The organism is Nocardia sp. NPDC050413 (assembly GCF_040655475.1).
Lineage (GTDB): Bacteria > Actinomycetota > Actinomycetes > Mycobacteriales > Mycobacteriaceae > Nocardia > Nocardia coubleae.
In genome coordinates, this window is sequence record NZ_JBFAJZ010000011.1 from 157,923 (window position 1) to 184,720 (window position 26,798).

The 26,798-nt window shown below is 67.3% G+C and carries 29 protein-coding genes; 9 read left to right on the forward strand and 20 right to left on the reverse strand.

Annotated features, from left to right (window positions below; translation table 11 throughout):
- Nucleotides 1-143 precede the first annotated feature (143 nt).
- Both AB0I19_RS23750 and AB0I19_RS23755 read left to right on the forward strand, forming a co-directional pair.
- Nucleotides 144-1,841: a sodium:solute symporter family protein gene (locus AB0I19_RS23750; protein WP_357151300.1), complete on the forward strand. Its 1,698-nt coding sequence runs from the start codon at nt 144-146 to the stop codon at nt 1,839-1,841.
- Nucleotides 1,842-1,853: 12 nt separating this feature from the next.
- On the forward strand, nt 1,854-2,096 hold the full coding sequence (locus AB0I19_RS23755) for a hypothetical protein (protein WP_356986626.1): 243 nt from the start codon (nt 1,854-1,856) through the stop codon (nt 2,094-2,096).
- On the opposite strand, the gene AB0I19_RS23760 is transcribed toward AB0I19_RS23755, so the two are convergent.
- The 10 genes from AB0I19_RS23760 to AB0I19_RS23805 all read right to left on the reverse strand — a co-directional run bounded on the left by AB0I19_RS23760 (nt 2,093) and on the right by AB0I19_RS23805 (nt 12,797).
- A complete protein-coding gene (locus AB0I19_RS23760; RefSeq protein WP_357151240.1) occupies nt 2,093-3,673 on the reverse strand; it encodes an alkaline phosphatase D family protein in 1,581 nt (526 codons plus the stop codon). The two genes, AB0I19_RS23755 and AB0I19_RS23760, sit on opposite strands and share 4 nt — an antisense overlap.
- A 111-nt stretch (nt 3,674-3,784) precedes the next feature.
- Nucleotides 3,785-5,224 (reverse strand): PepSY-associated TM helix domain-containing protein, encoded by a 1,440-nt coding sequence (locus AB0I19_RS23765; RefSeq protein WP_357151242.1) that lies wholly within the window; start codon nt 5,222-5,224, stop codon nt 3,785-3,787.
- Nucleotides 5,225-5,658: 434 nt separating this feature from the next.
- Complete coding sequence (locus AB0I19_RS23770) at nt 5,659-6,213, reverse strand: hypothetical protein (protein ID WP_357151244.1); 555 nt, start codon at nt 6,211-6,213, stop codon at nt 5,659-5,661.
- Between the two features lie 49 nt (nt 6,214-6,262).
- Nucleotides 6,263-7,921 carry an acyl-CoA synthetase gene (locus AB0I19_RS23775; RefSeq protein ID WP_357151246.1) on the reverse strand — a complete coding sequence of 553 codons (1,659 nt, stop codon included), beginning with the start codon at nt 7,919-7,921 and terminating at the stop codon, nt 6,263-6,265.
- 128 nt (nt 7,922-8,049) lie between these two features.
- Complete coding sequence (locus AB0I19_RS23780; RefSeq protein WP_357151248.1) at nt 8,050-9,693, reverse strand: acyl-CoA synthetase; 1,644 nt, start codon at nt 9,691-9,693, stop codon at nt 8,050-8,052.
- An 80-nt stretch (nt 9,694-9,773) separates the two neighbouring features.
- Nucleotides 9,774-10,265, reverse strand: a complete 492-nt coding sequence (locus AB0I19_RS23785; RefSeq protein ID WP_067491622.1) for a helix-turn-helix domain-containing protein — start codon at nt 10,263-10,265, stop codon at nt 9,774-9,776.
- A 91-nt stretch (nt 10,266-10,356) separates the two neighbouring features.
- Nucleotides 10,357-10,977, reverse strand: coding sequence for a hypothetical protein (locus tag AB0I19_RS23790; protein WP_357151251.1), 621 nt, complete (start codon nt 10,975-10,977; stop codon nt 10,357-10,359).
- A gap of 101 nt (nt 10,978-11,078) precedes the next feature.
- A complete protein-coding gene (locus AB0I19_RS23795; protein WP_067491626.1) occupies nt 11,079-11,456 on the reverse strand; it encodes a hypothetical protein in 378 nt (125 codons plus the stop codon).
- Nucleotides 11,453-11,767 (reverse strand): type II toxin-antitoxin system prevent-host-death family antitoxin, encoded by a 315-nt coding sequence (locus tag AB0I19_RS23800; protein ID WP_067491628.1) that lies wholly within the window; start codon nt 11,765-11,767, stop codon nt 11,453-11,455. The genes AB0I19_RS23795 and AB0I19_RS23800 overlap by 4 nt, the downstream gene beginning before the upstream one ends.
- 46 nt (nt 11,768-11,813) lie before the next feature.
- Nucleotides 11,814-12,797, reverse strand: coding sequence for a diiron oxygenase (locus tag AB0I19_RS23805; protein ID WP_357151253.1), 984 nt, complete (start codon nt 12,795-12,797; stop codon nt 11,814-11,816).
- 138 nt (nt 12,798-12,935) lie between these two features.
- Between AB0I19_RS23805 and AB0I19_RS23810 the strand changes: the two genes are divergently transcribed.
- Nucleotides 12,936-13,898, forward strand: coding sequence for a DUF5996 family protein (locus tag AB0I19_RS23810; protein ID WP_357151255.1), 963 nt, complete (start codon nt 12,936-12,938; stop codon nt 13,896-13,898).
- Nucleotides 13,899-13,900: 2 nt separating this feature from the next.
- On the opposite strand, the gene AB0I19_RS23815 is transcribed toward AB0I19_RS23810, so the two are convergent.
- Nucleotides 13,901-14,092 carry a hypothetical protein gene (locus AB0I19_RS23815; RefSeq protein WP_357151257.1) on the reverse strand — a complete coding sequence of 64 codons (192 nt, stop codon included), beginning with the start codon at nt 14,090-14,092 and terminating at the stop codon, nt 13,901-13,903.
- Nucleotides 14,093-14,159: 67 nt separating this feature from the next.
- Between AB0I19_RS23815 and AB0I19_RS23820 the strand changes: the two genes are divergently transcribed.
- Genes AB0I19_RS23820 through AB0I19_RS23830 form a run of 3 tightly spaced genes read left to right on the forward strand, consistent with a single transcriptional unit; the run spans nt 14,160 to nt 15,495 of the window.
- The gene (locus tag AB0I19_RS23820) at nt 14,160-14,750 is read left to right on the forward strand and encodes a maleylpyruvate isomerase family mycothiol-dependent enzyme (protein WP_357151259.1); all 591 of its coding nucleotides are present in this window, start codon (nt 14,160-14,162) and stop codon (nt 14,748-14,750) included.
- Between the two features lie 50 nt (nt 14,751-14,800).
- Complete coding sequence (locus tag AB0I19_RS23825) at nt 14,801-15,094, forward strand: prevent-host-death protein (RefSeq protein ID WP_157104801.1); 294 nt, start codon at nt 14,801-14,803, stop codon at nt 15,092-15,094.
- Nucleotides 15,094-15,495, forward strand: a complete 402-nt coding sequence (locus AB0I19_RS23830; RefSeq protein ID WP_356986610.1) for a type II toxin-antitoxin system VapC family toxin — start codon at nt 15,094-15,096, stop codon at nt 15,493-15,495. The genes AB0I19_RS23825 and AB0I19_RS23830 overlap by 1 nt, the downstream gene beginning before the upstream one ends.
- Nucleotides 15,496-15,552: 57 nt before the next feature.
- Here the strand turns inward: AB0I19_RS23830 and AB0I19_RS23835 are convergent, their stop codons facing one another.
- Both AB0I19_RS23835 and AB0I19_RS23840 read right to left on the reverse strand, forming a co-directional pair.
- Nucleotides 15,553-16,767: an acyl-CoA dehydrogenase family protein gene (locus tag AB0I19_RS23835; protein WP_357151261.1), complete on the reverse strand. Its 1,215-nt coding sequence runs from the start codon at nt 16,765-16,767 to the stop codon at nt 15,553-15,555.
- A 33-nt stretch (nt 16,768-16,800) separates the two neighbouring features.
- A complete protein-coding gene (locus AB0I19_RS23840; protein WP_067637246.1) occupies nt 16,801-18,195 on the reverse strand; it encodes an acyl-CoA dehydrogenase family protein in 1,395 nt (464 codons plus the stop codon).
- A gap of 130 nt (nt 18,196-18,325) precedes the next feature.
- Between AB0I19_RS23840 and AB0I19_RS23845 the strand changes: the two genes are divergently transcribed.
- Nucleotides 18,326-19,792: a glycosyltransferase family 39 protein gene (locus AB0I19_RS23845; protein ID WP_357151263.1), complete on the forward strand. Its 1,467-nt coding sequence runs from the start codon at nt 18,326-18,328 to the stop codon at nt 19,790-19,792.
- A gap of 19 nt (nt 19,793-19,811) precedes the next feature.
- On the opposite strand, the gene AB0I19_RS23850 is transcribed toward AB0I19_RS23845, so the two are convergent.
- On the reverse strand, nt 19,812-20,573 hold the full coding sequence (locus AB0I19_RS23850; RefSeq protein ID WP_357151265.1) for an alpha/beta hydrolase: 762 nt from the start codon (nt 20,571-20,573) through the stop codon (nt 19,812-19,814).
- Nucleotides 20,574-20,633: 60 nt separating this feature from the next.
- Here AB0I19_RS23850 and AB0I19_RS23855 point away from each other — a divergent pair, with 60 nt between their 5' ends.
- Nucleotides 20,634-21,014 (forward strand): MerR family transcriptional regulator, encoded by a 381-nt coding sequence (locus AB0I19_RS23855; RefSeq protein ID WP_357151267.1) that lies wholly within the window; start codon nt 20,634-20,636, stop codon nt 21,012-21,014.
- Nucleotides 21,015-21,074: 60 nt separating this feature from the next.
- Here the strand turns inward: AB0I19_RS23855 and ftsX are convergent, their stop codons facing one another.
- From ftsX to AB0I19_RS23885, 6 genes are all read right to left on the reverse strand, one after another.
- Entirely contained in the window at nt 21,075-21,977 is a 903-nt protein-coding gene (ftsX, locus tag AB0I19_RS23860) for a permease-like cell division protein FtsX (RefSeq protein ID WP_357151269.1), read from the reverse strand.
- Entirely contained in the window at nt 21,977-22,666 is a 690-nt protein-coding gene (gene ftsE, locus AB0I19_RS23865) for a cell division ATP-binding protein FtsE (protein ID WP_067491646.1), read from the reverse strand. The genes ftsX and ftsE overlap by 1 nt, the downstream gene beginning before the upstream one ends.
- A 61-nt stretch (nt 22,667-22,727) precedes the next feature.
- The gene (locus AB0I19_RS23870; protein ID WP_157102088.1) at nt 22,728-22,877 is read right to left on the reverse strand and encodes a hypothetical protein; all 150 of its coding nucleotides are present in this window, start codon (nt 22,875-22,877) and stop codon (nt 22,728-22,730) included.
- Nucleotides 22,864-23,721: a mechanosensitive ion channel family protein gene (locus AB0I19_RS23875; RefSeq protein WP_067491648.1), complete on the reverse strand. Its 858-nt coding sequence runs from the start codon at nt 23,719-23,721 to the stop codon at nt 22,864-22,866. The genes AB0I19_RS23870 and AB0I19_RS23875 overlap by 14 nt, the downstream gene beginning before the upstream one ends.
- Nucleotides 23,722-23,849: 128 nt before the next feature.
- On the reverse strand, nt 23,850-24,968 hold the full coding sequence (gene prfB / locus AB0I19_RS23880) for a peptide chain release factor 2 (protein WP_067491755.1): 1,119 nt from the start codon (nt 24,966-24,968) through the stop codon (nt 23,850-23,852).
- A gap of 54 nt (nt 24,969-25,022) precedes the next feature.
- Entirely contained in the window at nt 25,023-25,880 is an 858-nt protein-coding gene (locus AB0I19_RS23885) for a helix-turn-helix transcriptional regulator (protein ID WP_357151271.1), read from the reverse strand.
- A gap of 145 nt (nt 25,881-26,025) precedes the next feature.
- Between AB0I19_RS23885 and AB0I19_RS23890 the strand changes: the two genes are divergently transcribed.
- Entirely contained in the window at nt 26,026-26,610 is a 585-nt protein-coding gene (locus AB0I19_RS23890; RefSeq protein ID WP_357151273.1) for an NAD(P)H-dependent oxidoreductase, read from the forward strand.
- Nucleotides 26,611-26,798: the final 188 nt, after the last annotated feature.

Consider the following 26,798-nt stretch of genomic DNA (forward strand, 5'->3'; position numbering starts at 1 on the left):
TGACGCGGGGCACAATCACGCACAGTGGTACCAACCGAAACAGTTCGGCGGGCGTCGCAGCCCGCGCCGTGTGAACGACGCTCTACGCCGCCCGGTTCCCAGTCCAGGAGGGATCCACTGTGCCGCTTGCTCATTCGCCCTCGATCGTGCTCGATGCCTCGTCGTCGCTGCGGCTGGACGCGGCTCCGGTCGATTACGCGCTCGTCGCCCTGTATTTCGTCTTCGTCCTCGGCATCGGCCTGATCGCACGCAGCCGGGTGTCCTCCAGTGTCGACTTCTTCCTGTCCGGCCGGTCGCTACCCGCCTGGGTGACGGGCCTCGCCTTCATCTCCGCCAACCTCGGCGCGGTGGAGATCATGGGCATGTCCGCCAACGGGGCTCAGTACGGCTTCCCGACGTTCAACTACTTCTGGATCGGCGCCGTGCCCGCCATGCTCTTCCTCGGCGTGGTGATGATGCCGTTCTACTACGGCTCGAAGGTGCGCTCGGTACCGGAGTTCATGCGCAGGCGCTTCGGCACCGGCGCGCACCTGGTGAACGCGCTGAGTTTCGCCGTGGCGCAGGTGCTGATCGCCGGGGTGAACCTCTACCTGCTCGGCACCATCCTGAACGTGCTGCTCGGCTGGCCGCTGTGGATCTCGGTGGCGGTCGCCGCAGTGATCGTGCTGTCGTATGTCACCCTCGGTGGGTTGTCGGCCGCGATCTACAACGAGGTGCTGCAGTTCTTCGTGATCGTCGCCGCGCTGCTGCCGCTCACCCTCGTCGGGCTGCATCGGGTCGGCGGTTGGGACGGGTTGCAGGACAAGGTGAGTGCGTCACCGGGCGGCGCCGACCAGCTGCACACCTGGCCGGGCAACGCGATGAGCGGGTTCACCGACAATTTCGCCTCGATCATGGGCATCGTGTTCGGTCTCGGTTTCGTGCTGTCGTTCGGCTACTGGACGACCAATTTTGTGGAGGTTCAGCGAGCCCTCGCCACACATTCGATCGCGGCCGCGCAGCGCACGCCGATCATCGGCGCCTACCCGAAGATGTTCATCCCGCTGATCGTGGTGATCCCCGGCATGATCAGCGCGGTCCTCGTCCCGCAGATGATCGAGTACAAGCAGCAGGTCGCCGCGAACCCCGACTTCGAGGGCGATGTCACCTACAACCAGGCGCTGCTGTTCCTGATGAAAGAGGTGCTGCCCAACGGGTTGCTCGGGGTGGGGCTCGCCGGTCTGCTCGCGGCGTTCATGGCGGGCATGGCGGCCAATATCTCCGCGTTCAACACCGTATTCAGCTTCGACCTGTGGCAGCAGTACGTGCGCAAGGACCGGTCCGACGGCTACTACCTGCGGGTCGGCAGGCTGGCCACGGTCGGTGCGACGGTGGCGGCGATCTTCACCGCGTTCATCGCGGGCGGGTTCAGCAACATGATGGACTACCTGCAGACGCTGTTCAGTTTCTTCAACGCGCCGCTGTTCGCCACCTTCATCCTCGGCATGCTGTGGAAGCGGATGACCGCGGCCGCGGGCTGGATCGGCCTGGTCAGTGGCACGCTGGCCGCCATCGTGGTGTTCGTGCTCAACGAGACAGGGGTGACCTCGCTGTCGGGGCAGGGCGCCAGTTTCGTCGCCGCGGGTGTGGCCTTCGTCGTCGATATCGTCGTCAGCGTGGCGGTGACGATGGTGACCCGGCCGAAGCCGGCCGCCGAGCTGGTGGGCCTGGTGTACTCGGAGACTCCCAAGGCGCTGCGCACCGACGCCGACGCCGACTCGCTGCCCTGGTATCAGCGACCGGTCCTGCTCGCCGGGATCGCGCTCGTGCTGGTGGTCGCGCTCAATATCGTCATCGGATAAGGAGTCGTCGCAATGCTTTTCGATATCCGCACCATCATCGGTGCGCTGCTCGGTCTCTACGGTGTCGTGCTCGTGGTCACCTCACTGCTGCAGGACTCCGCCGCCCAGGAGGCGAAGACCGGCGGGGTCGATGTGAATCTGTGGGCTGGTCTTGGAATGGCCGGAGTGGCAGTGGTATTCGTCGGCTGGGCGCTGCTACGTCCCGTGCAGGTACCCGAAGTGCCCGAGCAGACGCTGGAGGACTTCACCCACTAGGCCTCGATCGTGCCCGGAATGCCGTCCTGCACGACGAAACTGGCACGGGTGCTGATGGGCGCCCCCGGCGAACGCACGTACGGCACCACCCGGAAGTCGTTGCGCCACAAATCATGGTCGAGCTCGACCCGCACATAGCCGCGTTGCTTGTTGTAGAACCGCATGTGCGGGTTGGCGGCCAGCAGGGCGCGGCCGGTGTCGGGGAAGTCCTCGCCGTCCCCGCCCGTGCTGATCGAGGTGCCCGTGAATTCGGTGGCCACCACGGGTGATTCGGGATCGGTGTAGTCGCGGTGCAGGTCGGCGACGTAGTTCTCGTGCCGGTCACCGGTGATCACCACCAGGTTGGCCACGTCGTGGTCGACGGCGGCGCTGAGCACGGCATTGCGGTCGGCGATGTAGCCGTCCCAGGCGTCGGTGCCGAGCAGCAGATCCGGGCCGGGATCGTAGTCGGATTCGGCCATGGCGACCTGGTTGCCGAGGATCTGCCAGCGCGCGGTGGACGCGGCGAAACCGTCGACGAGCCAGTCACGCTGGGCCGCACCGAGAATCGAACGCCCGGTCGAGTACCGGTCGGCGCAGTCGAGCACCGCTTTGCCGTCGCCGCAGGCCTGTTCGTCGCGGTACTGCCTGGTGTCGATCATGGTGAATTCGGCCAGGTCGCCGAAGCGGTAGCGGCGATGCAGGCGGATCGCCGAACCCGACGGGAGCTGTGCCAGGCGCATCGGCTGATGCTCGTACATCGCCTGGAACGCGGCGGCTTTGCGGCGCCGGAACAGGAACGGCAGGCGGTGCACGTCGTTGCCGAGGCCGGGATGCTCACCGGCCCAGTTGTTGTCGAGTTCGTGGTCGTCGAAGGTGACCAGCCAGGGGAACGCGGCGTGGGCGGCTTGCAGTGGCGCTTCGGCCTTGGCCTGGGCGTATCGCAGCCGGTATCCGGCGAGGTCGACCGCTTCGCCCTCGAGCTGCGGCGGCAGCTTCACGCCGCGCCGGGCGACCACCCACGAGGACTCGTAGATGTAGTCGCCCAGGTGGACGACGAGGTCGAGGTCCTCGGCGGCCATGTGCTCATAGGCGGTGTAGTAGCCCGAGCTCCACGACTGGCAGGAGGCGAACGCGAATCGCATCCGCTGCGTCGGCCGGTCCGGCGGCGGCGCGGTGCGGGTGCGTCCGACCGGTGAGATGGCCGAGCCCGCGCGGAAGCGGTAGTAGTACCAGCGGTCCGGCGCCAGGCCGGTCACCTCGGGGTGCACGCTGTGGCCGAGGGCGCGGGTGGCCACCGCCGAACCCCGGACGACGACCTTGGTGAATCGTTCGTCCTCGGCGACCTCGTAGTCGACCGTCACCGGGTCGACCGGCATACCGCCGTACCCGTCGGGGGCCAGCGGGTCGGGGGCGAGCCGGGTCCACAGCACCACACCGTCGGGTGTCGGTTCGCCGGAGGCCACGCCGAGGGAGAACGGTTCGCCCAGGAAACGGGGTGCGGGAAACGGTGCGCTGCTCGCCGCCGACACCCCGACCGCCGCCACGATCGACCCGGCCGCGCCGTATCGGAGGAACTGCCGCCGGTCGATCGCCATGCCCCGATCCTAAGCATCCCGCGCCGGGCGGACCGGGCACGCGGGGAAAGCACCGGTTGCCAAGCCGAAAGCGGCTGTCGGCGAGGCAGTTTCACCTCGCCGACAGCGCACTCAGCTGTTCGGGTAGGCGCGGGCGGCCAGGCCGAGCGCCACGTCGATCAGGAAGAACCCGAGCAGACTGAGCCCGAGCAGGGGTACGAACCATCCGATCACCACGGCCGCCGCGACGAGCGGAATCGTGATCCACAGCGACGTCTTGCGTAGTACTCCGCGCCGTGGTGGCATCGGCAAAGAGCCCGCGCGGGTGGGTCGCCGCTGCCACCACATCCGGTAGCCGAGGACGATCATGACCACGAGACCGAGCATGATCGCCAGCAACAACAGCTGGTTGACCAGGCCGAACAGCAGCCCCATGTGGAAGGCGATACCCCAGTTGGTGAGCTTGGCCATCAGCGGCCAGTCGGCGTAGGCGAGTCGATCGGTGACTGTGCCGTTGCCGTCGACCGCGACCGAGTCGATCGTGTAGGTGCCCGGCTTGCGCAGCTCCTTGACACCGAAAGCGGCGTCCGATTCCGCCGGGACAGTGATCTCGGCGGCCTGGGTGATGCCGTTGGCCCGCGCAACCTCGTATACCCGGTCGAGTTGCGCGATCCTGAGGTGCTGATCGACCGGTGCGGGTGTGGTGCTACCGCCGCTGTGGTGGTCGCCGCCGGTCGTCGCCGGTGCGGCCGCGCCGGGGAGTGCCACGCTCACCGCCGGGGTGGTCCAGCTCATTTCCTCGCGCAGCTTCGTCACGTTCTCACCGGCATAGGCGGACCAGGTCAGACCCGTCGCGGACAGCAACAGGATCACCGGCAGCGTCCACACACCGATCGCGGCGTGCCAGTTCATCTTCCGGCGTTTCGGCTGCGAAAGATCCGGCGCTACCAGCCACCGCGCACCGTTGCGCGCACGACGCTTGCGCACCCGGTTCACCCACAGCACCAGCCCGAACAGGGCGATCACCCACAGCCACGAGGCCGCGAGCTCGCTGTAGAGCCGCCCGGGCTCACCCAGGTGCAGACTCCGGTGGAACTCGCTGAGCCACGCCCGCAACGGCAGCGCGCCACCACTGCCGTAGACGACGGCCTCGCCCACCGGCTGGGCGGTGTGCGGGTCGACGAACACCGAGAGGCGTTCGGAATCACCCAGCGCGGGATCGCTGAACAACACCCGCATGGTTTCCCCGTCGGCCGCGGCCGGGGCGACGGCCACCAACGCCAGGTCGGGCTTGCCGGCGACCGCGGCGCCCACCTGCGCCGACAAGGATTGATCCGGCCCGGAGGTCTGCACCTGAAGCAGATCCCGCGACACGAACCCTTCGATCGTCGGCGCGATCGCATACAGCGCGCCGGTGAGCGCCGCGATCAGGATGAACGGGGCGACGAAGAACCCCGCGTAGAAATGCAGCCGCATGGCCAAGGGAGCGACCCGCATCCCGCGCCGCGCGCGAGGTGACCGCTCACCGTCCCCGACCGAACTCTCGGCCGGACGAATATCGGTAATGCTCATCATCATTCGTTTCTGAAGTAGTGAAACCCGGTGCTCACCATCGCGAGCAGCAGCCACCGCACGAGCGTTCGCCGAAGCAGACATCGGCAGTCGCACAGAATCAGCCACGACATCCGCGCCGGAAGACACGAGCTACCGTGGCTTTCGTCGGCGTGCTCCGCGAACACGAGGTCTGTCGGGCACGAGCCCACCGAATCGCTTCGAGCGGTATGCCTCGGCCGCCGCCGCGTGAGCACAGTGGCCGACGTCGCGAGGCGAGCTGTCAGCCGCCGGCCACGATGAACCGCCAGGCCGGAGCCGCGCGAGCGCACCGACCACCGCGATCACGGCGAGCGGGCGCGCACGAAGCCGGTCGGCGGGCGAGACTCACAGCCGCCGAGCACGGGTGCATGCATTGGTGACCAGTGCGCGAGATCGCGCGCACCGGGAAAAGGTCAGAAGGCGAAGGCGAGAGGCGGGGCTCGGGTGCGCAGTGATCGCGCGGTGAGGACGCGCAGGATGACGCGGTCGCGGTGGGTGAGGCGCAGCGGTGCGCGACCGGGAATGCGCGGGGTGCGGTAGCGCTGGGGGAGGGCGCGGGCCAGCAGGGCGCCCGCGGCGCGGTAAGCGGCTTCGGCGCCGATGACGACCACCGCGGCGAGGACGGCCGCGACGGTGTGGGCCGTGAGCATGCCGAGGCCGAGCGAATCCTCCACGTGGTGTCCGTGACCGGACCAGCTCATCGTGGTGTGACCCACGAGCTGACCACCCAGCAGCACCACCGCGAGCCCGAGCGCACCGTGACGCACCGGCCCGGCCACCAGCGCGCCCACCACGGCGGACACGGCCGCCAGCAGCGCGACCGTTGTGCTGCCGGGCATCGCGCTCCCGGCGGCCAGCCCGTGGGCGGCCAGCGACAACGCACCCGACATCGAGCCCGCACAGGCACCGCGCACGCGCGCGCCGAGGGCACGCGACGGCGCGGACGCCTGCCGGAACTCGATGATCACCGGCCGATGATAAAGCACCGCCGAGACGGGTCCCGACGGTGCGACGGGATCACTGCCCCTCGATGTCCATCTCGATCAGCGGCTTGCGCAGCAGTTTGCCGGTGGCGTTGCGGGGGAGTTCGTCGAGGAAGATCACTTCGCGCGGCACCTTGTAGCGGGCCAGGTTCTGGCGCACGAAGTCCTTGATCTCGTCGGCATCCCGGGCGGAGTCGGGCCCGGGCACGACGAAGGCGCGCAGACGCTTCCCGTAGTCGCGGTCGTCGACACCGACCACGGCCGCTTCGAATACGTCGTGGCGGCCCGCGATGAGGTTCTCCACCTCGAGCGGGAAGACGTTCTCACCGCCGGACACGATCATGTCGTCGTCGCGGCCGTCGATGTAGAGCAGGCCGTCTTCGTCGAAATGGCCCACGTCGCCGCTGGACATCATGCCGTCGACCATTTCCTTGGTCCGGCCGTCGGTGTAGCCGGTGAAGGCGAAACCGTTGTCCACGAAGATCGTCCCGGTGACGTTCGGTTCGGTGATCGGCTTGCGGTTCTCGTCGAGCAGCACGATGCGGATACCGACCGGCGGCTTGCCCGCGGTGGTCGGCGACTTGCGCAGGTCCTCGGGGGTGGCCACGGTCATCACCGCGCATTCGGTGGAACCGTAGAGGTTGTAGAGGCTGTCGCCGAAGTAGTCCAGGCAGCGGGTCACCACATCGGGTGCGATGGCCGAGCCGGCCGCGAAGATCACCTTGATCGTGGACGGGTCGTACTTCGCCAGGATCTTCTCGTCCAGGTCGAGGATGCGCTGCAGCATCGTCGGGACGACGACCAGCGAATCCGCCCGGTACTGCACGATATTGGCCAGGGTCTGCTCGGGGTCGAACTTGCGCTGCTGGAAGATCACCCGGTTGCCCAACGCCAGACCGAGGGTGAACTGCGACAGACCGGTGCCGTGGAAGATCGGCGCCGCCATGATCATCGTGCCGTTGTAGGGCAGCGGCACCCGGTCGACGAACTGAGCCGACGCGAACGGGCTCACCTTGTCGCGCGGCGCGCCCTTGGGGGTACCGGTGGTGCCGCTGGTCAGGATCACCATGCCGCCCGGCTTGCTCGGCGGCGTCAGCGGTTCCACCGAGCGCCCCGAGATCAGCGATTCGACCGTCGGGATCGACGGATCCACACCGTGCGCCTCGTCGACCCAGGTCAGGATGCGCGGGATCTCGGCGGGAATGGCGCTCATGAGATCCATGAACTCGCTGTCGTGCAGTACCGCCTTGACCTTCTCGCGGGTGGCCACATCGGCGAACTGCGGTTTGGCGAAACCGGTGTTCATCAGGACCGCGCGCACGCCGAGCTTGCCCGCCGCGAGCAGGCTCAGCACCATGCCACGGTGGTCGCGCGCCAGCACCGCGATGACATCGCCCTCGCTGATGCCGCTGGCGCGCAGCCCGCGGGCCAACGCGCTCGACTGCTCGTCGAGCATCCCGAAGGTGAGCTCACCGCGTTCGTCGACGATCGCGCCCGCGCCGGGTCGCGTCTGGGCGGCGTGCATGACCACACCGGCGAACGGGCCGAATTTCGACACATTGCGGAACGAGCGCGCGGCATGGTCGAGGCGTAGGGGGTTGAACAGCTTGCGGTCGACCATGACCTTGACGCCGAGGGCGAAATCGCCCGCACGCCGAGCCGTGCCGCCTAGCGCGGGCAGAGACAGAGACATCGAACAGCCTTTCGGCAGACCGAGCCCGCGTCACCGCGGGGCCGGACCGCGTCTTCGAGATCCAGTGCTGGTGCTAACAATAGCAAGCACGGCGCTCTTACTGTGTCGCCCGTCTCAGCCCTGAGACATCACTGTGACACCTCATAGTCGATGAGCACCCGGCGCAGGATCTTGCCGGTGGCATTACGGGGCAGTTCCTCGACGAACACCACCTCGCGCGGCACCTTGAAGCGGGCCAGGTTCTCCTTCACGTGTGCCTGCAGCGCGGCGGCGTCGGGTGTCTGGCCGGGTTCGGGCACGACGAAGGCGCGCAAGCGTTTTCCGAACTCGGGGTCGTCGACGCCGACCACCGCCACATCGAACACCTGCGGGTGCTCGATCAGCAGGTTCTCCACCTCCTGCGGGTAGACGTTCTCGCCGCCGGAGACGATCATGTCGTCGTCGCGGCCGTCGACCATGAGCAGGCCGGACTCGGTGAAATGGCCCATGTCGCCACTGGACATGAAGCCGTCGATGATCTGCTTGTGCCTGCCGTCGGTGTAGCCCTCGAACGGGGCACCGCTGCGCACGAAGATCCGGCCCTTGGCGCCGGGTTCGCGGACCGGCTGGTCGTTCTCGTCGTAGAGGCGGACCTCGCAGGTGATGGGGGAGCGGCCGACCGTGCCCGGCGCCTCCGCCAGCTCGGCGGGGTTGGCGATGGAGGCGATGGCCACCTCGGTGGAGCCGTAGAGGTTGTAGAGCACCGGCCCGAACACCTCGGTGGCCCGGATGCACAGCTCAGGGGTGAGCGCCGACCCGGCGAACAGGATGACCTTCAGCGACGACAGGTCGTACTTCGCGCGGACCTCGGCGGGCAGCTCGGTCATCCGGTGCAGCATCGTCGGCACGCAGACCAGCATCTCCACCTTGTGCTCGGCGATCGAGGCCAGCGTGGCCTCGGCGTCGAAGCGGCGCCGCATGACGATCTTGTTCGACAGGATGGTGCCGACCAGCCAGGTACCGAGGCCTGTGCTGTGGAAGATCGGCGAGACGATCATCATCACGCCGCGCTTGGGGAAGGGCACCCGGTCGACGAACTGCGCGGTGGCCATCGGCGTCACCTTGGTGCGCGGCGCGCCCTTGGGCAGGCCGGTGGTGCCGCTGGTGAGGATGATGAAACCGCCCGGCTTGCTCGGCGCGGGCAGCGGCTCGGCGGAGTTTGCGGCGATCAGGTCGTCGAAAGTGGTTGCGCCCGCCGGGATCTCGGCGCCTTCGTCGACCCAGGTGAGGTAGCGCGGTAGGTCGGCGGGCAGTGCGTCGAGCAGGCCGAGGAACTCGCTGTCGTGCAGGACCGCGCGCACCTTCTCGCGCTCGCACACCTCGGCGAACTGCGGTTTGGCGAACCCGGTGTTCATCAGAGCGATGCGCGCCCCGAGCTTGCCCGCCGCGATCATCGACATGATGAGACCGCGATGGTCGCGAGCCAGGACCGCGATCACCATGCCCTCGCTGATGCCGGCCGCCTGGAGACCACGGGCCACCGCCGTGGACTGGTCGTCGAGTTCGCGGTAGGTGAGTTCGCCGCGTTCGTCGGCCAGGGCGACCTGTTCGGGGGCGACGCGGGCGGAGTGCCGGACCAGGGTGGCCTGCGGGCCGTAGATCTTGGACTCTTTCATCGTCCGCAGGGTCTCGAGCGGCTTTGTTGGATCGGAGACGCCACGCGAACGCAGAACACCGAGGGCTTTCACCGTTTCGAGAAGATGGGCCACGCTCACTCGTCTACCTCCACACATCGTTTGTCTTCGCTGCTCACGGTAGCAGTGTGGTGGCCTGCGTCACAGTGGTAAATCAGGACAATTGGGACAATTCCCAATCATCGCTGAGCGCTCGCCAGCGCGGCGAGCAGCGGAACGAGCCTGCCCTCGGGCACCTCGAAGCGGCCGAGACCCGCGGTCTGCAACCAGCCGACCGCCGCCAACTGGCGCAGATGCTGATAGATCTCGGCCGAGGTGCCCAGTTCGGCGATGGCCGCCAGATCCGCGGCGGTGCGGCGACCGTACACGATCTCGCGCAGCAGTCGCAGGCGAACCGGATCGGCAAGGGCGGCAAGGCAATTGGCCGCTTCGATGGTCCAGATGTCGCCGACGATGGCGTCGGTGGCATATTGCGCCTGCCAGTCCACCCGCTCACCCGTCGGCAGCTTCAGCGCGCCTGCCAGCAGGACGCCGCCGTTGCGGTCGCCCGCGTCGTCGAATTCCGCGCGCAACCGCGCCACCGCCCAGGGCAGCCGCTCGTCGGTGTGCGGGGTGCCTTCGAGGGCGGCGACCCGCCGCTCCAATGCCTCGAGTCGCTCGTCCAGATCCACGCGGTCAACCTACGCCACCGCCGGATCCGCCGTTGCCCCGAACGCGAACACCCCGGGACTGTACGGCCCGGGGTGTCGTTGTCGGTGCGAATCAGCGCGTGACGGCGCCGAACGACGGCTGCTGGATGTGGCCGAGCCGGTAGGCGTAACCGTCGGGCTGGCCGGCGTCGGGCCAGCGGTGCCACAGGCTGCCGTATACCGCGGCGACGATCAGGCCGCCGCCGGTGTTCAGCGGCGCGGTGCGGATGGTGGTGTCGACGGGGACGTCCATGTGCTCGGTGAGCACGGCAGTCCCGCTCTGCCCGTTCGACAGGTTCAGCCACATCACCTCGAGCTTGGCGCCGTTCTGATTCGGCGAGATAGTGCCCGGTCCGCCGAAGAAGCCGAAGCGGAAACCGTCGACATCGAGCGCGATACCCGAGCCGTACACGCCGGGTCCGCCACCGTTCTGGCCGATATCGGAGGTGGCCGGGATCTGGAACGGCTGCGCGGGCAGGGCGACATCGACCGTGCCGTCGGCGACGAGCTGGTCGAGGGCGGCGAGCGCGCCGGGGTTGTCCGCGACGGAGGTGCGCAGCTGGGACACGGCGGCAGCCACGTCGACGGTCTGGGTCTCGGTGGGTTCGGCGACGGCGGGGCCTGCGAAAACAATGGCGGCGGCGGCCGAGGTCGCGGCTACCGCGGTGATGAAACGACGCATGAAACTCTGCATAACCAGCTCTCCTAGAGTGTTCCTGGTACAGCTTTTCCTGTCGCTGGCACCGTAACGGAGACCTGGATCACGTTTATTGCCCGCCCCCGCGAAAATACAGTTCAGGGCATCGGGGCGACGTGCACCTTGTATCCGCGATACAACTCGGGTTTCGCGGTGAGCACCGGCATGTCGAGATTCTGTGCGGTGAAGACGACCGGGGCGATGAGTGGCCAATCGGTGTGATTGTCGGCGATGGGAACCGTGGTTCCCGTGCGAATGGCACCCGCCGCGTCGAGGTCGGCCCAGCGCACCGCGACGCGGTTGTCGAGTAGGCGGCCGAGTTCGTCGACATTGTCGACCGCGCGCATGGCGGCCATCAGGCTCACCGTCGGCACCACCATGATGCGGCGCTGCTGGGTGAACTGGCGCATGATGACCTGCCCGAACAGCGGGGACAGGGCAAGCGAGGTGAGGGCGGTGTGGTCGGCGACGCTCACCGGCGGCTCGCGCTCGTGCCGTCGAGCGCGCCCATCACCTTGCTCAGTTTCGCCTCCGCCTCGGCGATGTCTTCGGCGGAATGCTGTTTGATCCGGTCATCGAGTCTGCCGAGGATCTGTTCGCGCAGGTCGTCGTTGAAATAGGCGGGTGGCAATGCCGCGTGCCGCAACACTTCCGCCGGTACCACTGCGACCAATTCTTTCCCCTCCCTGGTGACGATCACCGGTCGTCCGCTCGCGGACACCCCGTCGAAAACACTACCGAGCTGACCCCGTAATTCGGTCAGCGGAACACTCTCGTAATCGGCCATATCCCACTGTACATCGCTGTGTACAGTGGGATACGGCGAATTCGACTCAGGCGGCCTTGCGGGCAGGTTCGCTGCGGTACCGGGTGACGGGACCGTCGATACCGAGCAGCCGCCACGCCAGGCGCGAAACCGGGTTCATCAGGCCGCTGTTGGTGGCCAGCGCGCGCACATCGCCGAAGATATTGCGCATCATGGTCTGCGATTCCGGGTTCGACCAGTAGGCATCGCGCATCACCTCGGCGGGGATGTCGAACTTCTCGACGAACTCCTTGGGCGGGGTCATGATCATGTCGAGCATGATCCGCATCGCGACCGGGAACAGCACCGACAGCAGGGATTTGGTGACCGCGTTCATGCCCGGCACATTGCGGCGCAGGTACTCGTGGGCGAAGGAGATGTGGCGGGCTTCCTCGGCCACGTGGATCTGCATCACCCGGTGCACCATCGGATGCAGGTCCACACCGCCGCGCAGCAGCGACTTCTGCAGGTGATCGATCGGTTCCTCGCCGCCGAGGATCATCGTGAAGAACAGCTCGGGGAAGTACTTGACCGCGGGCCAGATGATCATCGTGAGCTTGCGGTCGATCGTGCCCATGCCGATCACATCGCGGTAGCCGATGCGGTTGATCATCTCCTGGAACATCATCGTGTGGTTGCACTCTTCGGCAGCCTCGTGCGTAACGTACCGGAATTCCGGGTCACCGTTGGGGACCGAGATCAGGTACTGCATCAGGCCGCGGATGAGCAGCTGCTCGAAATCCAGGCCGACCTTGGCGATACCGGCCTGGCGCCACATTCCGATGGCGATCTGCTTCTCGATCGGTTGCGCCTTGTACCAGGGGTGACGGCCGAGCGGGTCCTCGTCGGGCATGATCCAGCGCGGGTCGTCGCTGTGCACGGCGAACTCGGGCGAATCCCAATCGATGTCGACATAGGGATCGAAGTGCCGGTTCACCGAACCTTCGGACAGGTTGCGCAGGATCTCGTGGTACTCGGGATCGGTCGCGGTGTTCTTGACTGTCGACAGCATCAGCGGTGTCTCCTTCGTGTGGCGCAGCTCGCACGTTATATGAGACCCAGGGTCTCAGACAAGTGCCGACTCGCCGTAGGATGAAAGCTGCTCCACGGAATCCGACCGCTCGCCGCGTACCGAAGGAGTGAGAACCCGATGGCTCGACTGACACCGGAGAAGGCCCGCTGGCCCGCACTGAAGGTCGACACCTGGTCCGATACCCGCGACACCCTGCACATGTGGTCGCAGATCGTCGGCAAGCTGAAGATGGCGGGCACGCCGCTGATCAACCACTGGTGGAACGTCACGTTCACGGTGAGCGCGCGGGGGTTGGCCACCGGCGCCATCCCGGTCGACGGCCGCATTCTCGACATCGAATTCGATTTCGCCGCGCACGAACTCGTGCTGCGCACCAGCGACGGACGCCGGGCCACGCTCGCGCTGCGACCACGCACGGTCGCCGATTTCTACGCCGAGCTCGTCGAGGTGCTCGGACGCTTGGACATCACGGTCGATATCGAGGCCTCACCGAACGAGGTCGACCCCGCGATCCCGTTCGCCGAGGACACCGTTCATCAGTCCTACGACGCCGATGCGGTCGGCGTCTACTGGCAGCAACTCGTGCAGGCGAATCGGGTGTTCCAGCTGTGGCGAGCGGGCTTCGCCGGAAAATCCAGCCCGGTGCATCTGTTCTGGGGTTCGCTCGACCTGGCGTGTACCCGCTTCTCCGGGCGTAGCGCGCCGACGCATCCCGGCGGGGCGCCCAACTGCGCGAACTGGGTGATGGAGGAGGCGTATTCGCGTGAATGCGCCAGCGCGGGATTCTGGCCCGGCGACACCGAAGGCATGTTCTACGCCTACAGCTATCCGGCCCCGGACGGATATTCGTCGCGGCCCGCGGGACCCGACGGTGCGCACTGGGACGCGGCACTCGGCGAGTTCGTCCTGCCGTACGAGGTGGTTCGTGAGTCGGACGACCCCGACGCCACCCTCCTGCACTTCCTCGATACGACCTACGCCGCCGCTGCCGACCTGGCCGATTGGGATCGGGCGCTGCTCGACGTGAACCCGCACCGCCTGGACCGCCGCCTCCACGCCGACGACACGGCAACCATCTGAGGTCACTCCCGTTCGGCGGTCTTCTCCGCTGTTTCCCGGCGCTGCCGATAGAGCAGAATCCCCGCCGCTATCAGCCAGATCACCGCGTAGACGACCGCCCGCATCGCACTCCAGTTCGCGACGAGCAAACCGATCGCCGCGCCACCGGCTGCGCCGAGGATGATGACGGCATTCGGCTTCGAATTCTTCCCCACGGTGGGAATCATCGCACGTCGATGAGTTTCGTGCGTTCGTGTCGTCGGTACCGGTAGCGAACGACGAATGGGAGTCATGGTCATGGACGACGCGCAGGTGCAGAACTGGGTGCGAGCCGAACGGCTCGCCCTCGCCGACTTTCTCGAAGACCTCACCCCCGGCGAATGGGCCACCCCGTCACTGTGCCCGGGCTGGACGATCCACGACGTTCTCGCCCACGTCAGCACCACCGACACCCTGCGCGAGACCCTCGTTGCCGTCCTGCGCGCCAAGGGCAACTGGAACCGGATGAACGCCGAGCTGGCCACCACCCGCGCCGCCCGCCACACCCCGGCCGAACTGCTCACCGAACTCCGCGCCTTCGCCGACTCGACCCGCCGCGCACCTGGCGCGGGCGTCCTCGACCCCCTGGTCGACATCATCGTCCACGGCCAAGACATCGCCCGCCCCCTCGCCCGCCCCTACGAAACCCCCGTCGACCGCGTCGTCCCCGCCCTCGACTACACCATCGCCAGCCGCTTCTACGGCGCCAAGAAACGTTTCCGCGCAACCCGATTGACCGCCACCGACACCGACTGGACCTACGGCGAAGGCCCCGAAGACATCAAAGCCCCCGCCATCGACCTGCTACTTCTCGCCACCGGTCGGCCGGCTTAGCCGACCGACCGCTTCATGCATGTTTTACAAAAAAGTGTCACACTTAAGCTATGGCTACTGTTCCAGTTCGTGAACTCTCGCACCATACGGCTCGGTGTCTCGCGCTGGTGAAGTCGGGGGAATCGGTGGACATCACCGAGCGTGGACGTGTTATCGGACGCATCGTTCCGGTCGACCCGGATGGCGATGTGCGCTCCAGGCTCATCGCGCAACGCCGGGCACGTCCGGCTACACAAGGACGTGCTGAGTTGCTGGCGCAGCTGCGCCGTGGCTCGACCGACACCGATAGCGACAACGCTGTCAGCGCCGCCTTGCAGGACCTCAGGGACGGCGAACGCTACTGATGCTGTACTTCGACACGAGCGCGTTGGTGAAGCTGGTCCACCGGGAGGCAGAGACCGATGCGCTGCTCGATTGGCTCGGCGAGCGAACCGAGATGGCGTGGTTGACTTCAGCGCTGGCCGAGGTGGAACTCGTCCGGGCGGTCCGGGTGGCCGCGCCCGCGGATTTGATCAATGTGCCCGCCGTGCTGGCACGGGTGGACCGCGTGGAGATCGATCCGATTGTGCGGGCGAATGCCGCTGCGGTGTCACCGCCGTCGATCCGCAGCCTCGATGCGATCCATCTCGCGACCGCGCTGGAGCTCGCCGCCGATCTGACGGCATTGGTGACCTTCGACAAGCGCCTGGGCGAAGCGGCCGAAGCTGCCGGCTTGAACTGGGAGTCTCCGGGTTCGTCGAGGTGAGCTACGAATACGAAACCGGTGCGGATCTGTATGATCCGCACCGGTTTCGCTAACCGATCACTTCAGTTCGGCGCTGGTCTTGCCGAGGATGCGCCGGGCGACGATCAGCTGCTGGATCTGCTGGGTGCCTTCGAAGATGTCGAGGATCTTCGAGTCGCGGCCCCACTTCTCCAGGAGCAGACGCTGGGAGTAACCGACGGCGCCCGCCAGTTCCACGGCCTTGAGGGTGACATCGGTGCCGGTGCGGCCCGCCTTGGCCTTCGACATCGAGGCCTCGAGCGAGTTCGGCTTCTTGTTGTCGGCCATCCACGCCGCGCGCAGGGCGAGCAGGTAGGCCGCCTCGTAATCGGCTTCCATCCGCAGGAATTCGGCCGCCGCGGCGTGCTGGTTCATCGCTGGGGTGTCGTAGGAGATGTCGACGCCTGCCTCGGTGAGGATGGTGCGCAGCTCCTCGAGCGCGGCGCGGGCGACGCCGATGGCCATCGCGGCCACCAGCGGGCGGGTGTTGTCGAAGGTCTGCATGACCCCGGCAAAACCCTTCTCCACGTTCACTTCCGGCGAACCGAGGATGTTGTCCTTCGGAATGCGGCAGTCCTGCAGCAGCAGCACCGCGGTGTCGGAGGCCTTGATGCCGAGCTTGTGCTCGAGCCGCGCCACCGAAAGACCCGGAGCGTCCCGCGGGACGACGAACGACTTGATCGCCGCCCGGCCGAGGCTCTTGTCCACCGTCGCCCACACCACGATGTGGGTGGACCGCTCACCGGCGGTGACGAAGATCTTCTCGCCGTTGAGCACCCACTCGTCACCGTCGAGGACGGCGGTGGTCGACACGGCGGCCGAGTCGGAACCGAACGACGGCTCGGTGATGGCCATCGAGGCCCACACCTTGCCGAACCGCTCCAGCTGCTCGTCGGTGGCCACCGCGGCGATCGCGGCATTGCCGAGGCCCTGGTAGGGGATGGTCAGCAGCAAGCCGACATCGCCCCACGCGGTTTCGAGGGTGTTCATCAGCGACGACATGTTGCCGCCGTTGGCGTTGGCTGTCAGCAGGTCGGTCGCGGTGTCGCCACGGCCGCCGGAGGCGCCGCCGATCTGCTGGGTGCCCGAGTCGGCGAGCCCCTCGACCATGGCCGACATGGTGTCGAGTTCGACCGGGTACGCGTGCTCGGCGAGGTCGTACTTGCGCGAGATCGGGCGGAAGATCTGGGCGGCGACCTGGTGGGCCTGGTTGGCGCTCGCCTTCAGCTTCTTGGGGAGTTCGAGATTGATCATGGGAAGTCTCCTGGAAGGTAAGAAAAGCGTCCGCTACACCAGCACGATGCCCTCGGCGACGCCGATGGCACGAAGATCGCGATACCAGCGCTCGACCGGGTGCTCCTTGGTGAAGCCGTGGCCGCCGAGCAGTTGCACACCGTCGAGGCCGATCTGCATGCCCTTGTCGGTGGCGAGCTTGCGCGCCAGCGCCGCCTCACGGGCGAACGACAGGCCCTGCTCCGCGCGCGAGGCGCCGCGCAGGGTGACCAGGCGCAGACCGTCGAGCTCGATCGCGATATTGGCGACCATGAACGCCACCGCCTGGCGGTGCGAGATCGGCTCGCCGAACGCCTCACGCTCGTTCACGTAGGGGATCACGTAGTCGAGCACGGCCTGCCCGGTGCCGACCGCGAGCGAGGCCCAGCCGAGGCGGGCCAGCTGCACGGCGTCGGCGTACTCGGCGGCGCGGGCGGCGGCGTCACCGTCGCCGAGGATCGCGTCGGTGCCGACCGCGACATTGTCCAGGATCAGCCGACCCAGACCGGCGGCGCGCAGACCCATGCTCGGGTCGGCCTCCACCACCAGGCCCGCCGCGTCGGACTCGACGATGAACAGCGCCGGGCGCCCGTCGAGCTCGGCCGCCACCAGGAACAATTCGGCGTCGGCAGCCGCCGGGACCAGGCTCTTCACGCCGTTGAGGCGGTAGCCGCTGGGAGAGCGGGTGGCCTTGGTCTGCAGGGCGAACGGGTCGAACAGGGCGCGCGGCTCGCTGATGACCACCGAGGCCTGCGGCACGTTCTCGCCGGTGAAGGCGGGCAGGTAGGTGCGCTGCTGGGCGTCGGTGCCCCACTGCGACAGCGCGACGGCCACACCGCTCGGCGCGAGAATCGGCAGCGCGAGACCCATGTCGCCGTAGGCGAGGGCCTCGGCCACCAGCGAGTTGGTGACCGCGCCGCGCTCGGCGGCCGCGCCCTCGAGCTCCTCGGGAACGTTGATCAGGGTGATGCCGAGTTCGGCGGCGCGGTCGAGCAGATCGCGCGGCGCCTTGGCGGCGGCGTCGGCCTCGTAGGCGGCCGGGCGCAGGATCTCACCGGCGAAATCCTTCACCGTCTCGACGATCATCTTCTGATCGTCGGTGGGGGTGAGGTCGAAGTAGTCCTTGGTCTTGGCCTCGTTGTCGGGTAGCCGCTTGGGCTCGCCGCCGCCGGTGACCTTGCCGAAGGTGCGGGTCGCCGCGCCGAGAGTCCGGAACCCGGTCTTGGTGCCCTCGTAGGTGATGCGTTCGATGGGCTTGCGCAGCTTGTACTTGCCGGCGAACTCAGACCCGGTCACGGTCGTCAAAGCGCGCATCGCAGCACCCATCCAGTCCCGTTTGGGCTGGTTGAGGCCGACCGCGGACGTGTCGTTCGGACGTCGCTTCGTCGCGCTGTCTCGAGTGCTCATCATCACCTGATTTCCTCGGCTGTCGGGACGCTCCGTGGCCCCACTATCTTACTCTTCGGTAAGACTATCTTACTCCGGAGTAAGAAGCGCAAGGACGAACCGGGAAATCGCCGGATTCTGTCACGCTGCACAGGTGCGCGTCCTGGTATCGGTTTTCGCCCTCGTCCTGCTGGTGACCTCGGGCCGCTACGGCTATCACCGCGACGAGTTGTACTTCCTCGCGGCGGGCAGGCGGTTGGCCTGGGGCTATCCGGATCAACCACCGCTGGTGCCGCTTCTCGCGCGGGTGATGTCGGCGATCGACCCCGACGCGCTGTGGGTGCTCCGGCTGCCCTCGGTCGTCGCCGCGGTGGTGGTTGTCGTCTGCGCGGGCTGGATGGCGGAAGAATTGGGTGGTGGGCGTGGCGCGCGGGCGCTGGCGGCCGCGGCGGTCGCGAGCGCGGCGCTGGTGCAGGGCGTCGGGCACTTGCTCACCACGACCGTGTTCGACCTCGCTGTGTGGTCGTTGGTGTGCCTGCTCGTGCTGAAACTGCTTCGGGCGAAGGGGGACTCGTCGTCCTCGTCGGTAGCGGTCGACGGCGACACGACCGGTGATCCCCGCTGGTGGCTGCTGATCGGCGTGCTCGTCGGCGTCGGATTGCTGAACAAGGTGCTGTTGATCGTGCCGGTCGTGGCGGTCATGGTGGCCCTACTGCTCACGGGGCGGCGAAACGTGTTTGCCACCAAGTTCTTTCCGTGTGCGGTCGTTGTCGGTGCGCTGCTGACCGTGCCCTATCTGTGGTGGCAGGCGCGCAACGGCTGGCCGCAGTGGGAGCTGAGCCGGGCCATCGCGGGCGGTTCGTCGGGGACCTCGGATTCCCCGATCATGTTCGTGCTCTTGCAGTTCGGTTTGTTCGGGCCGCTGCTGGTGCCGCTGTGGGTCTACGGGCTGTGGCGGCTGTGGCATTCGCGGTACCGCGCGTTCGCGGTGGCCTACGTCCTGCTTTTCGTGCTGTTCCTCGTGACCGGCGGCAAGGCCTACTACCTCGGCGGGATGTATCCGATCTTGCTCGCGGCCGGATCGGTCGGCCTGGCCGGATGGCTCGGGCAGGCGGGAAGGCGCTGGTTCGCAGTGTCTTCTGTGATCGCGCTCAACGCGGTCATGTCCGCTTCGCTGTTCCTCCCGGTGCTACCCATCGAGGCGGTCCCACACTCGCCGACCCTGGCGATCAACTACGACGCGGGCGAAACCATCGGCTGGCCACGCTATGTCGAACAGATCGCCGCCGCCCATCCGCCCGGCGCTTCGATCCTCACCGCCAACTACGGCGAGGCGGGCGCCGTCGAACACTTCGGCACCGAATACGACCTGCCCACACCGCATTCCGGCCACAACGCCTACTGGTGGTGGGGCCCGCCGCCCGATACGGCGACGGAGGTCCTCACCGTCGGCATCGATCGCGAGCGGCTCACCGGGCTCTGTGCGAGCGTCGAGCCCCGGGGCGTTCTCGACAACGGCCTGGGCATCGACAACGACGAACAGGGCGAACCGATGTTCCTCTGCGGCAATCCACTTCGTCCCTGGTCACAGGTGTGGCCGGAGCTGCGGAGTCTCGGCTGACTCGCTCAGGTCGTGGGATTCAGAGCCCGTGCCGTTCCAGGAAGTCGGTCAGCAGTTTCTGCCACTCCTCGGGCCGCTCGACCATGACCACATGCCCGGCCGCGATCTCCGCGTATTCCGCGCCCGGGATCGCGGCGGCGAGGGTTCGTGAGTTCGCCGGGTCGACGAGCAGGTCGGCGGTGGTCGCCACGACGAGCGTCGGCACCGCGATCGCGGCGAGATCGGCGGTGGTGTCGACGGTTTCGACCAGCACGGCCTGCGCGCGGGTCCCGCCGGGGATCGCGGCGGCGGTCCGGCGGACGACATCGTCGACGACGTCGGCGGGCAGACCGTTCACGAAGTCGGTGGAAAAGCCGGTGAGCAGAACCAGGCGGGCGAACGCCTCGTGCGCGCCCCGGTCGAGGAGGTCCTGCCAAGCCCGCACGGCGAGGCGGGCGCGATGGTCGGGTGTGGCCAGGCCGGCGGTGAGCAGCAGCCCGGTGACCCGCTCGGGATGGCGGGCGGCGGCACGCACGGCCACCGCGGTGCCGAGGGAGAAACCGACGATGGTGAAGGTCTCGACGCCGGCGTCGACGGCGGCCGCGACGAGCGCGTCGGCGAGGGCGTCGAGGGTCAACGGGGTGTCGTCGCCGGGGTAGTCCGAGGCGACTACGGTGTGACCGGTGGCCAGCGCGGGGATCACGGGGCCGAAATTGCTCTCGATGCCACCGCCCGCGCCGTGGGCGAGCACGATGCCGGGGCCGGAGCCGTGAACAGTGGTGTGCAGCGGAATTGTCGTCATGACGGCGACGTTAGGGATTGACATGGGTGTGAAGGTCAAGCCGAACGTGCCGGTGATCACATGCTGATCGGCGAACTCGCGCACCGCACCGGGGTCGCCACCCGGCTGCTGCGCTACTACGAGGAACAGGGTCTGCTGCAACCGCGCCGCGATACCAACGGCTATCGCAGCTATCCCGAGGCGGCGGTCGCCCGAGTCGCCCGTATCCGCGACCTGCTGGCGGCGGGCCTGAACACCGAGCAGATCGCCGACCTGCTCCCGTGCGCCGAGCACGACGGACCGGTCCAGGCCTGCGAGATGTCGGTGCGCATCATGGCCGAGCGGACCGCCGAGCTGGACCGCCGCATCGCCGACCTCGACCGTCAGCGTTCGCACCTCGCGGCCCAGCTCGACGCCAGCCTGGCGAACAGCGGCGCACCGATCCCGAGTGCGAGCCGCTAGGCCGACACGCCTCGGGTGGCACCACCGACACCGCCCCGGACGTCCAGGGCGGCGCCGAACTCATTCGCGTACGTAGAACCGCAGCGTGAGATAGGCCGTGACGGCCGCGAAGACGATGCCGACCGGTGCGATCGTCAGGGCGACCACCGCGATGTCGTCACCGGTGATGCGCGGGAACACATTGCTGTCGAACAGCGGGCCGAGCGCCCGGTCGATCACCAGCGGGCGCGCGATCACCAGCCCGAGGACCGCCAGCACCGAACCCACGAAGGCGGCCGCGACCGCCTCGAGCAGGAACGGTAGCTGCGTATACCAGCGCGTCGCACCGACCAGGCGCATGATGCCGACTTCCGTGCGCCGGGTGAACGCCGCGATCTGCACCATGTTGAGCACCAGCAGCATCGCGGCCAACGCCATCACGAGCGCCAGACCGAACGCGGCATTGCGCAACCCGTCGAACAGGCTCACCAGCCGGTCGACGAACTCCTTGTCGTTGGCGACGATCCGCACACCCTCCCGCGTCGCGAAGGCGTCGTAGATGTGCTGGTACTGGTCGGCGTCGGTCATCTTCACCCGCAGCGAGGCGGGCAGGGGAGAGTCGGCGATGTACTGCACCATCTCCGGCTGGTCCTCGAACAGCTTCTTGGCCTCCTCGAGCGCGTCGGCGCGGTTGAGGAACTGCACACTCTCCACTCCGGAGGTCTGCTTCATGTCGGCCAGCAGCGATTTGCACGGCTCGGCGGCGCAGTCGGGGTCGCTCTCGGACACCGAATCGTCGAGGTAGAAACGGACCTCGAGGCGGCCGATGAAGAAGTTCTCGGTCTTGTCGGCCATCCGCACCGACAGCATGCCGCCGCCGAGCATCATCAACGACACCGCGGTGGTCAGGATCATCGCGACGGTCATCGTCAGGTTGCGGCGCAGGCCGTCGGCGACCTCGGTGAACAGGAAACTCAGTCGCATTATCGCCCCACCCCGTAGACACCGGTCGCCTCGTCGCGCACGAGTCTGCCGTGGTCGAGTTCCACCACCCGCCTGCGCATCGCGTCGACGATGTGATTGTCGTGAGTGGCCATCAGCACCGTGGTGCCCACCCGGTTGATCCGCTCCAACAGCGCCATGATGTCGGCGCTGGTCTCGGGATCGAGGTTGCCGGTCGGCTCGTCGGCGAGCAGCACCAGCGGCCGGTTGACGAACGCGCGCGCGATCGCCACGCGCTGCTGCTCACCGCCGGACAGCTCCGAGGGCAACCGGTTGCCCTTGCCGCCCAGCCCGACCATGTCGAGCACCTCGGGCACGGTCCGCTCGATGAACTGACGGCGCTTGCCGATCACCTCCAGCGCGAACGCCACGTTCTGTTCCACGGTCTTCTGCTGCAACAGCCGGAAATCCTGGAACACGCACCCGATGCGCTGGCGCAACTTCGGTACCTTGCGCCCCGGTAACCGGTCGACCCGGAAATCGGCCACCCGGATCTCCCCGGAGGTCGGCGCCTCCTCCTTGAGCAGCAGCCGCATGAACGTCGACTTGCCGGAACCGGACGGGCCGATGATGAAAACGAACTCGCCCTTGTCCACCTCGACGGAGACGTTGTCCAGCGCCGGCCGCGTCGACGTTTTGTACGACTTGGAAACGTTGCGCATGGTGATCACGAGGAGCCAGTGTAGCCAGCGGGCTGCTCGTGACGGGTGCCCCGACGACGTCGGCGGGGCGCTACTGGGTGGGATTCACCCAGGACGGGACGGAATTGATCAGGGTCACCGGCTCGGTGGTCGTGCCGTCGGCCGGCTTCACGAACAGGTAGACGACGAAGGTCGACACCCAGGTGGCGATCAAGATCGCCGTGGACTTACGCGGTTTCACTGATTCCTTCCTTACGCAGGGCGGCGGCCACACGCACGCGCAGCTCACGCCCCACCTCGAATTGTTTGCCTGGCAATGTGCGGGCAACCATCCGAATGTTCATCTCGTCGAGCGACAGATCCTCCACGCCCATCACCGAAGGCTCGTCGAGCAGCAGCGGTTTCAGGCGGGCGTCCTGGTAGGCCTTGGTGCACACCTCGTGCAGCACCTCGTTGATCTTGTTGATGTCGGCTTGGGCCGACACCGGCACATCGATCGCGGCGCGCGCCCAGTCCTTGGACAGGTTGGTCACCTTCACGATCTGGCCGTTGGGGATGGTGATCACCTCGCCGTCGGCGTTGCGCAGCGTGGTGATGCGCAGGGTCACGTCCTCGACGGTGCCCTCGGCCGGCTCGGCCGAGCCGGTGACCGCGATCTGCACCACGTCACCGAACCCGTATTGGCGTTCGGTGATGAGGAAGAACCCGGCGAGGATGTCCTGCACGATGCGCTGGGCACCGAAACCGAGCGCCGCACCGAGCACCGCCGCGGGCGCGACGAGGCCGGTCACCGAAAAGCCCAGGCGCCGAAGAACTTCCATGCCCACCAGCACATACACGATGGTCAGCACCACCCAGGTGATGACCTGGGCGAGCGCGTGCCGGTGCTTGGCCGCCTCGGTGCGGACAAGGGCGTCGCTCGAGTGGAACGAGGCATCGATCTTGGTGGTCACCCGGTCGCGCACGAACGCCGCGAACCGGCCGAACAGCATCGCCCCGACGACTAGTAGGACGATCTCCAGGCCGCTGGAACGCAGCCAGGCGGTGATCTCCGTACCACCGTTCATCGCGAGCACAGCGTTCATCGCGTCGCCCCGTGGGGCGCGCGCAGGCACAGTTCCGGTCCGTTCGAACACACACCAGAAAGGTTACAGGCCGGTCACGGCGCGTCGTCAAACGTGAACAACGACACCATCGGCGAGCGAATCGCTGGCTATGCGTCGGCCTGTTCGCGCATGCGCCAACGGATTCCGGATTCGATGAATCCGTCGATGTCACCGTCGAGCACCGCCGAGGGGTTGTTGACCTCGTAGTTGGTGCGCAGATCCTTGACCATCTGGTACGGATGCAGCACGTAGGAGCGCATCTGGTTGCCCCACGAGGCGCCCTCGTTGGTCTTGAGCGCGTCCATCTGGGCCCGCTCCTCCTGGCGCTTGCGCTCGAGCAGCTTGGCCTGCAGCACGCGCATGGCCGAGATCTTGTTCTGCAGCTGCGACTTCTCGTTCTGGCAGGTCACGACGATGCCGGTGGGGATGTGGGTCAGGCGAACCGCCGAGTCGGTGGTGTTGACGCTCTGTCCACCGGGGCCCGAGGAGCGGTACACGTCCACCCGGATGTCGCCGTCGGGGATCTCGATGTGGTCGGTGGTCTCCACCACGGGCAGCACCTCGACCTCGGCGAAGGAGGTCTGGCGGCGGCCCTGGTTGTCGAACGGGCTGATCCGCACCAGGCGGTGGGTGCCCATCTCGACCGACAGCGTGCCGTAGGCATACGGCGACTTCACCGCGAAGGTGGCGCTCTTGATGCCCGCTTCCTCGGCGTAGGAGGTGTCGTAGACCTCCACGCTGTACTTGTGGCGCTCCGCCCAGCGGATGTACATGCGCATCAGCATCATCGCCCAGTCGGCGGCGTCGACACCACCGGCACCGGAGCGGATGTTGACCAGCGCGTCACGCTTGTCGTACTCGCCCGAGAGCAGGGTGCGTACTTCCATCGCCTCGATGTCCTCGCGCAGCGACGCCCGTTCGGCGTCGGCGTCGGCGAGGGCCTCGGTTGCGGCGGCGCCCTCTTCGGCCTCGGCGAGCTCGTAGAGCACCGGCATGTCCTCGAGCCGCTGGCGCAGGTCTTCCACCCGGCGCAGTTCGCTCTGGGCATGCGACAGCTCGCTGGTCACCTGCTGGGCGTGCTCCTGGTTGTTCCAGAGTTCGGGATCGGCGGCCTGGTGCTCGAGTTCATCGATGCGGCGGCGCAGCTCCTCGACATCGAGGACCGACTCGACCGTCTTGAGCGTGGTGTCGAGTTCGGCGAGGTCGGCGATAACGTCAGGATGCACGATGTCCAAGGTTACCGGTCGGCACCGACACGGCGAAACACGCGTACCACCACGTCAGCCCGCGACGGCACGCAGACCACCCGGGCGGCGTCCGACGAGGTCGTCCAGAGCGGCGGCGCTCGCCGCGTCGGCGGGCAGCAGAACGTAGAGCTGCTGATCGTCGTCGATGGACAGATCGAGCGATTCGTAGGCCAACCGCAGCTCACCGGTCTCGGGATGGCTGATCCGGTTGATCCCACCCGAGGGCGGCAGGCCGGGCAGGCGCGCGAGCCGGTCGGTGAAGGCGGAGCCCGCGGTGACGGTGAGTTCGTCGACCAGCGCGGCGACCATCGGATCGGCGCGGAACGGGCCCTGTTTCAGCGACGCGACCAGCTTGTCGGCCGCCTGATCCCAGTCCGGGTACAGCTCGCGCGCGCCGGGATGGGTGAAGACGAATCGCGCGATATTGGCGGGTTCGCCCTGGTCGAACAGGCCGCTTGGCCCCATGAGCCTGCGGTAGCCCTCCGTGCAGGCGAGCACCTCGGTGAACCGGTTGGTGATCGCGGCGGGCGCGGGTTCGAGCTGGTCGAGGATCGCGCGGACAGTCGGGCGCACCGTGCGATTGGGTCCGTTCTCCGCCGCTCCGCAGCTGAAACCGGACATGCCCTTGGTGAGCTGATGCAGATGCACCCGTTCGCGTGGAGTCAACCGCAGCGTCTCGGCCAGCGCCGACAGCACCGGCGGCGAGGGATGCCGGTCGCGTCCCTGCTCGAGCCGGATCAGATACTCCACGCTCACACCCGACAGCATCGCCACCTCGGCGCGGCGCAGACCGGGTGTCCGCCTGCGCGCGCCCGCCGGCAGACCGACCTCCGCGGGGGAGACCGACTCGCGCTTGGTGCGCAGGAACAGACCGAGTTCGTTGTCGCTCACCGCACCGACGGTACCGAGCCTCGCGGCGGCGAGAGTGGCCGTGCCACTACCACTCTCAGCGTGGTCTCCCTGCCAGGTCGCCGAGCGACGACATTGGGTTGCACCGGCCGATCGGGCCGGCACCGACGATTCTGAGGAGCACACCGTGTCCGCATTGAAACTCGCGATCATCATCGGCAGCGTCCGCGACGGGCGGTTCGGGCCTGTGGTCGCCGACTGGTTCGCCGCGCAGGTCGACGATCGGTTCGATGTCGATGTGATCGATCTGGCGGAGTTCGATCTTCCGGCCGAACTGCCTGCGGTTCCACCTGCGATGGACCCTGATCCTGAGCGGCCCTCCGGGATGGTGGCGTTGTCCGATCGGCTTGCTGCTGCCGAGGCTTATGTTGTTCTGACGCCCGAGTACAACCGGAGTTATCCGTCGGCTCTCAAGACTGCTATCGACTGGCATTTCACTCAGTGGGATCGCAAGACGATCGGGTTTGTCGGGTATAGCGGGGGGACCGGGGGTGTGCTTGCTATCGAACATTTGCGTCAGGTTTTCAACGAACTCAACGCACATACTGTTCGGGATTATGTGTCGTTCCCTCGTTACTACCTGTTGTTCGACGAGGATGGTCGGCTGCGTGAGCCTGAGGGGTTCGAGGCTGCGGCGAAAGTGATGCTCGATCAGCTGTTTTGGTGGGCGACGGCGTTGGCGGGTGCGCGGTCCGTCGCGGTTTCTGCTTGATCTGGGGGCCGTCGTCTGCCGGGAACTCGGCCACATGGGGCTACTCGAGTGCGTCACTCTGCCGGGCTCTCAGCCGTGAGGAACTCTCTCGGGGTTTTGTGCACCACAAAGGTATTGGGCTGTATTTTTGGAGCGCTGGCGCGCTCGAGCGCGGCCCCTGGAGGGCCGCGCGAACAGCGCTCGAGACT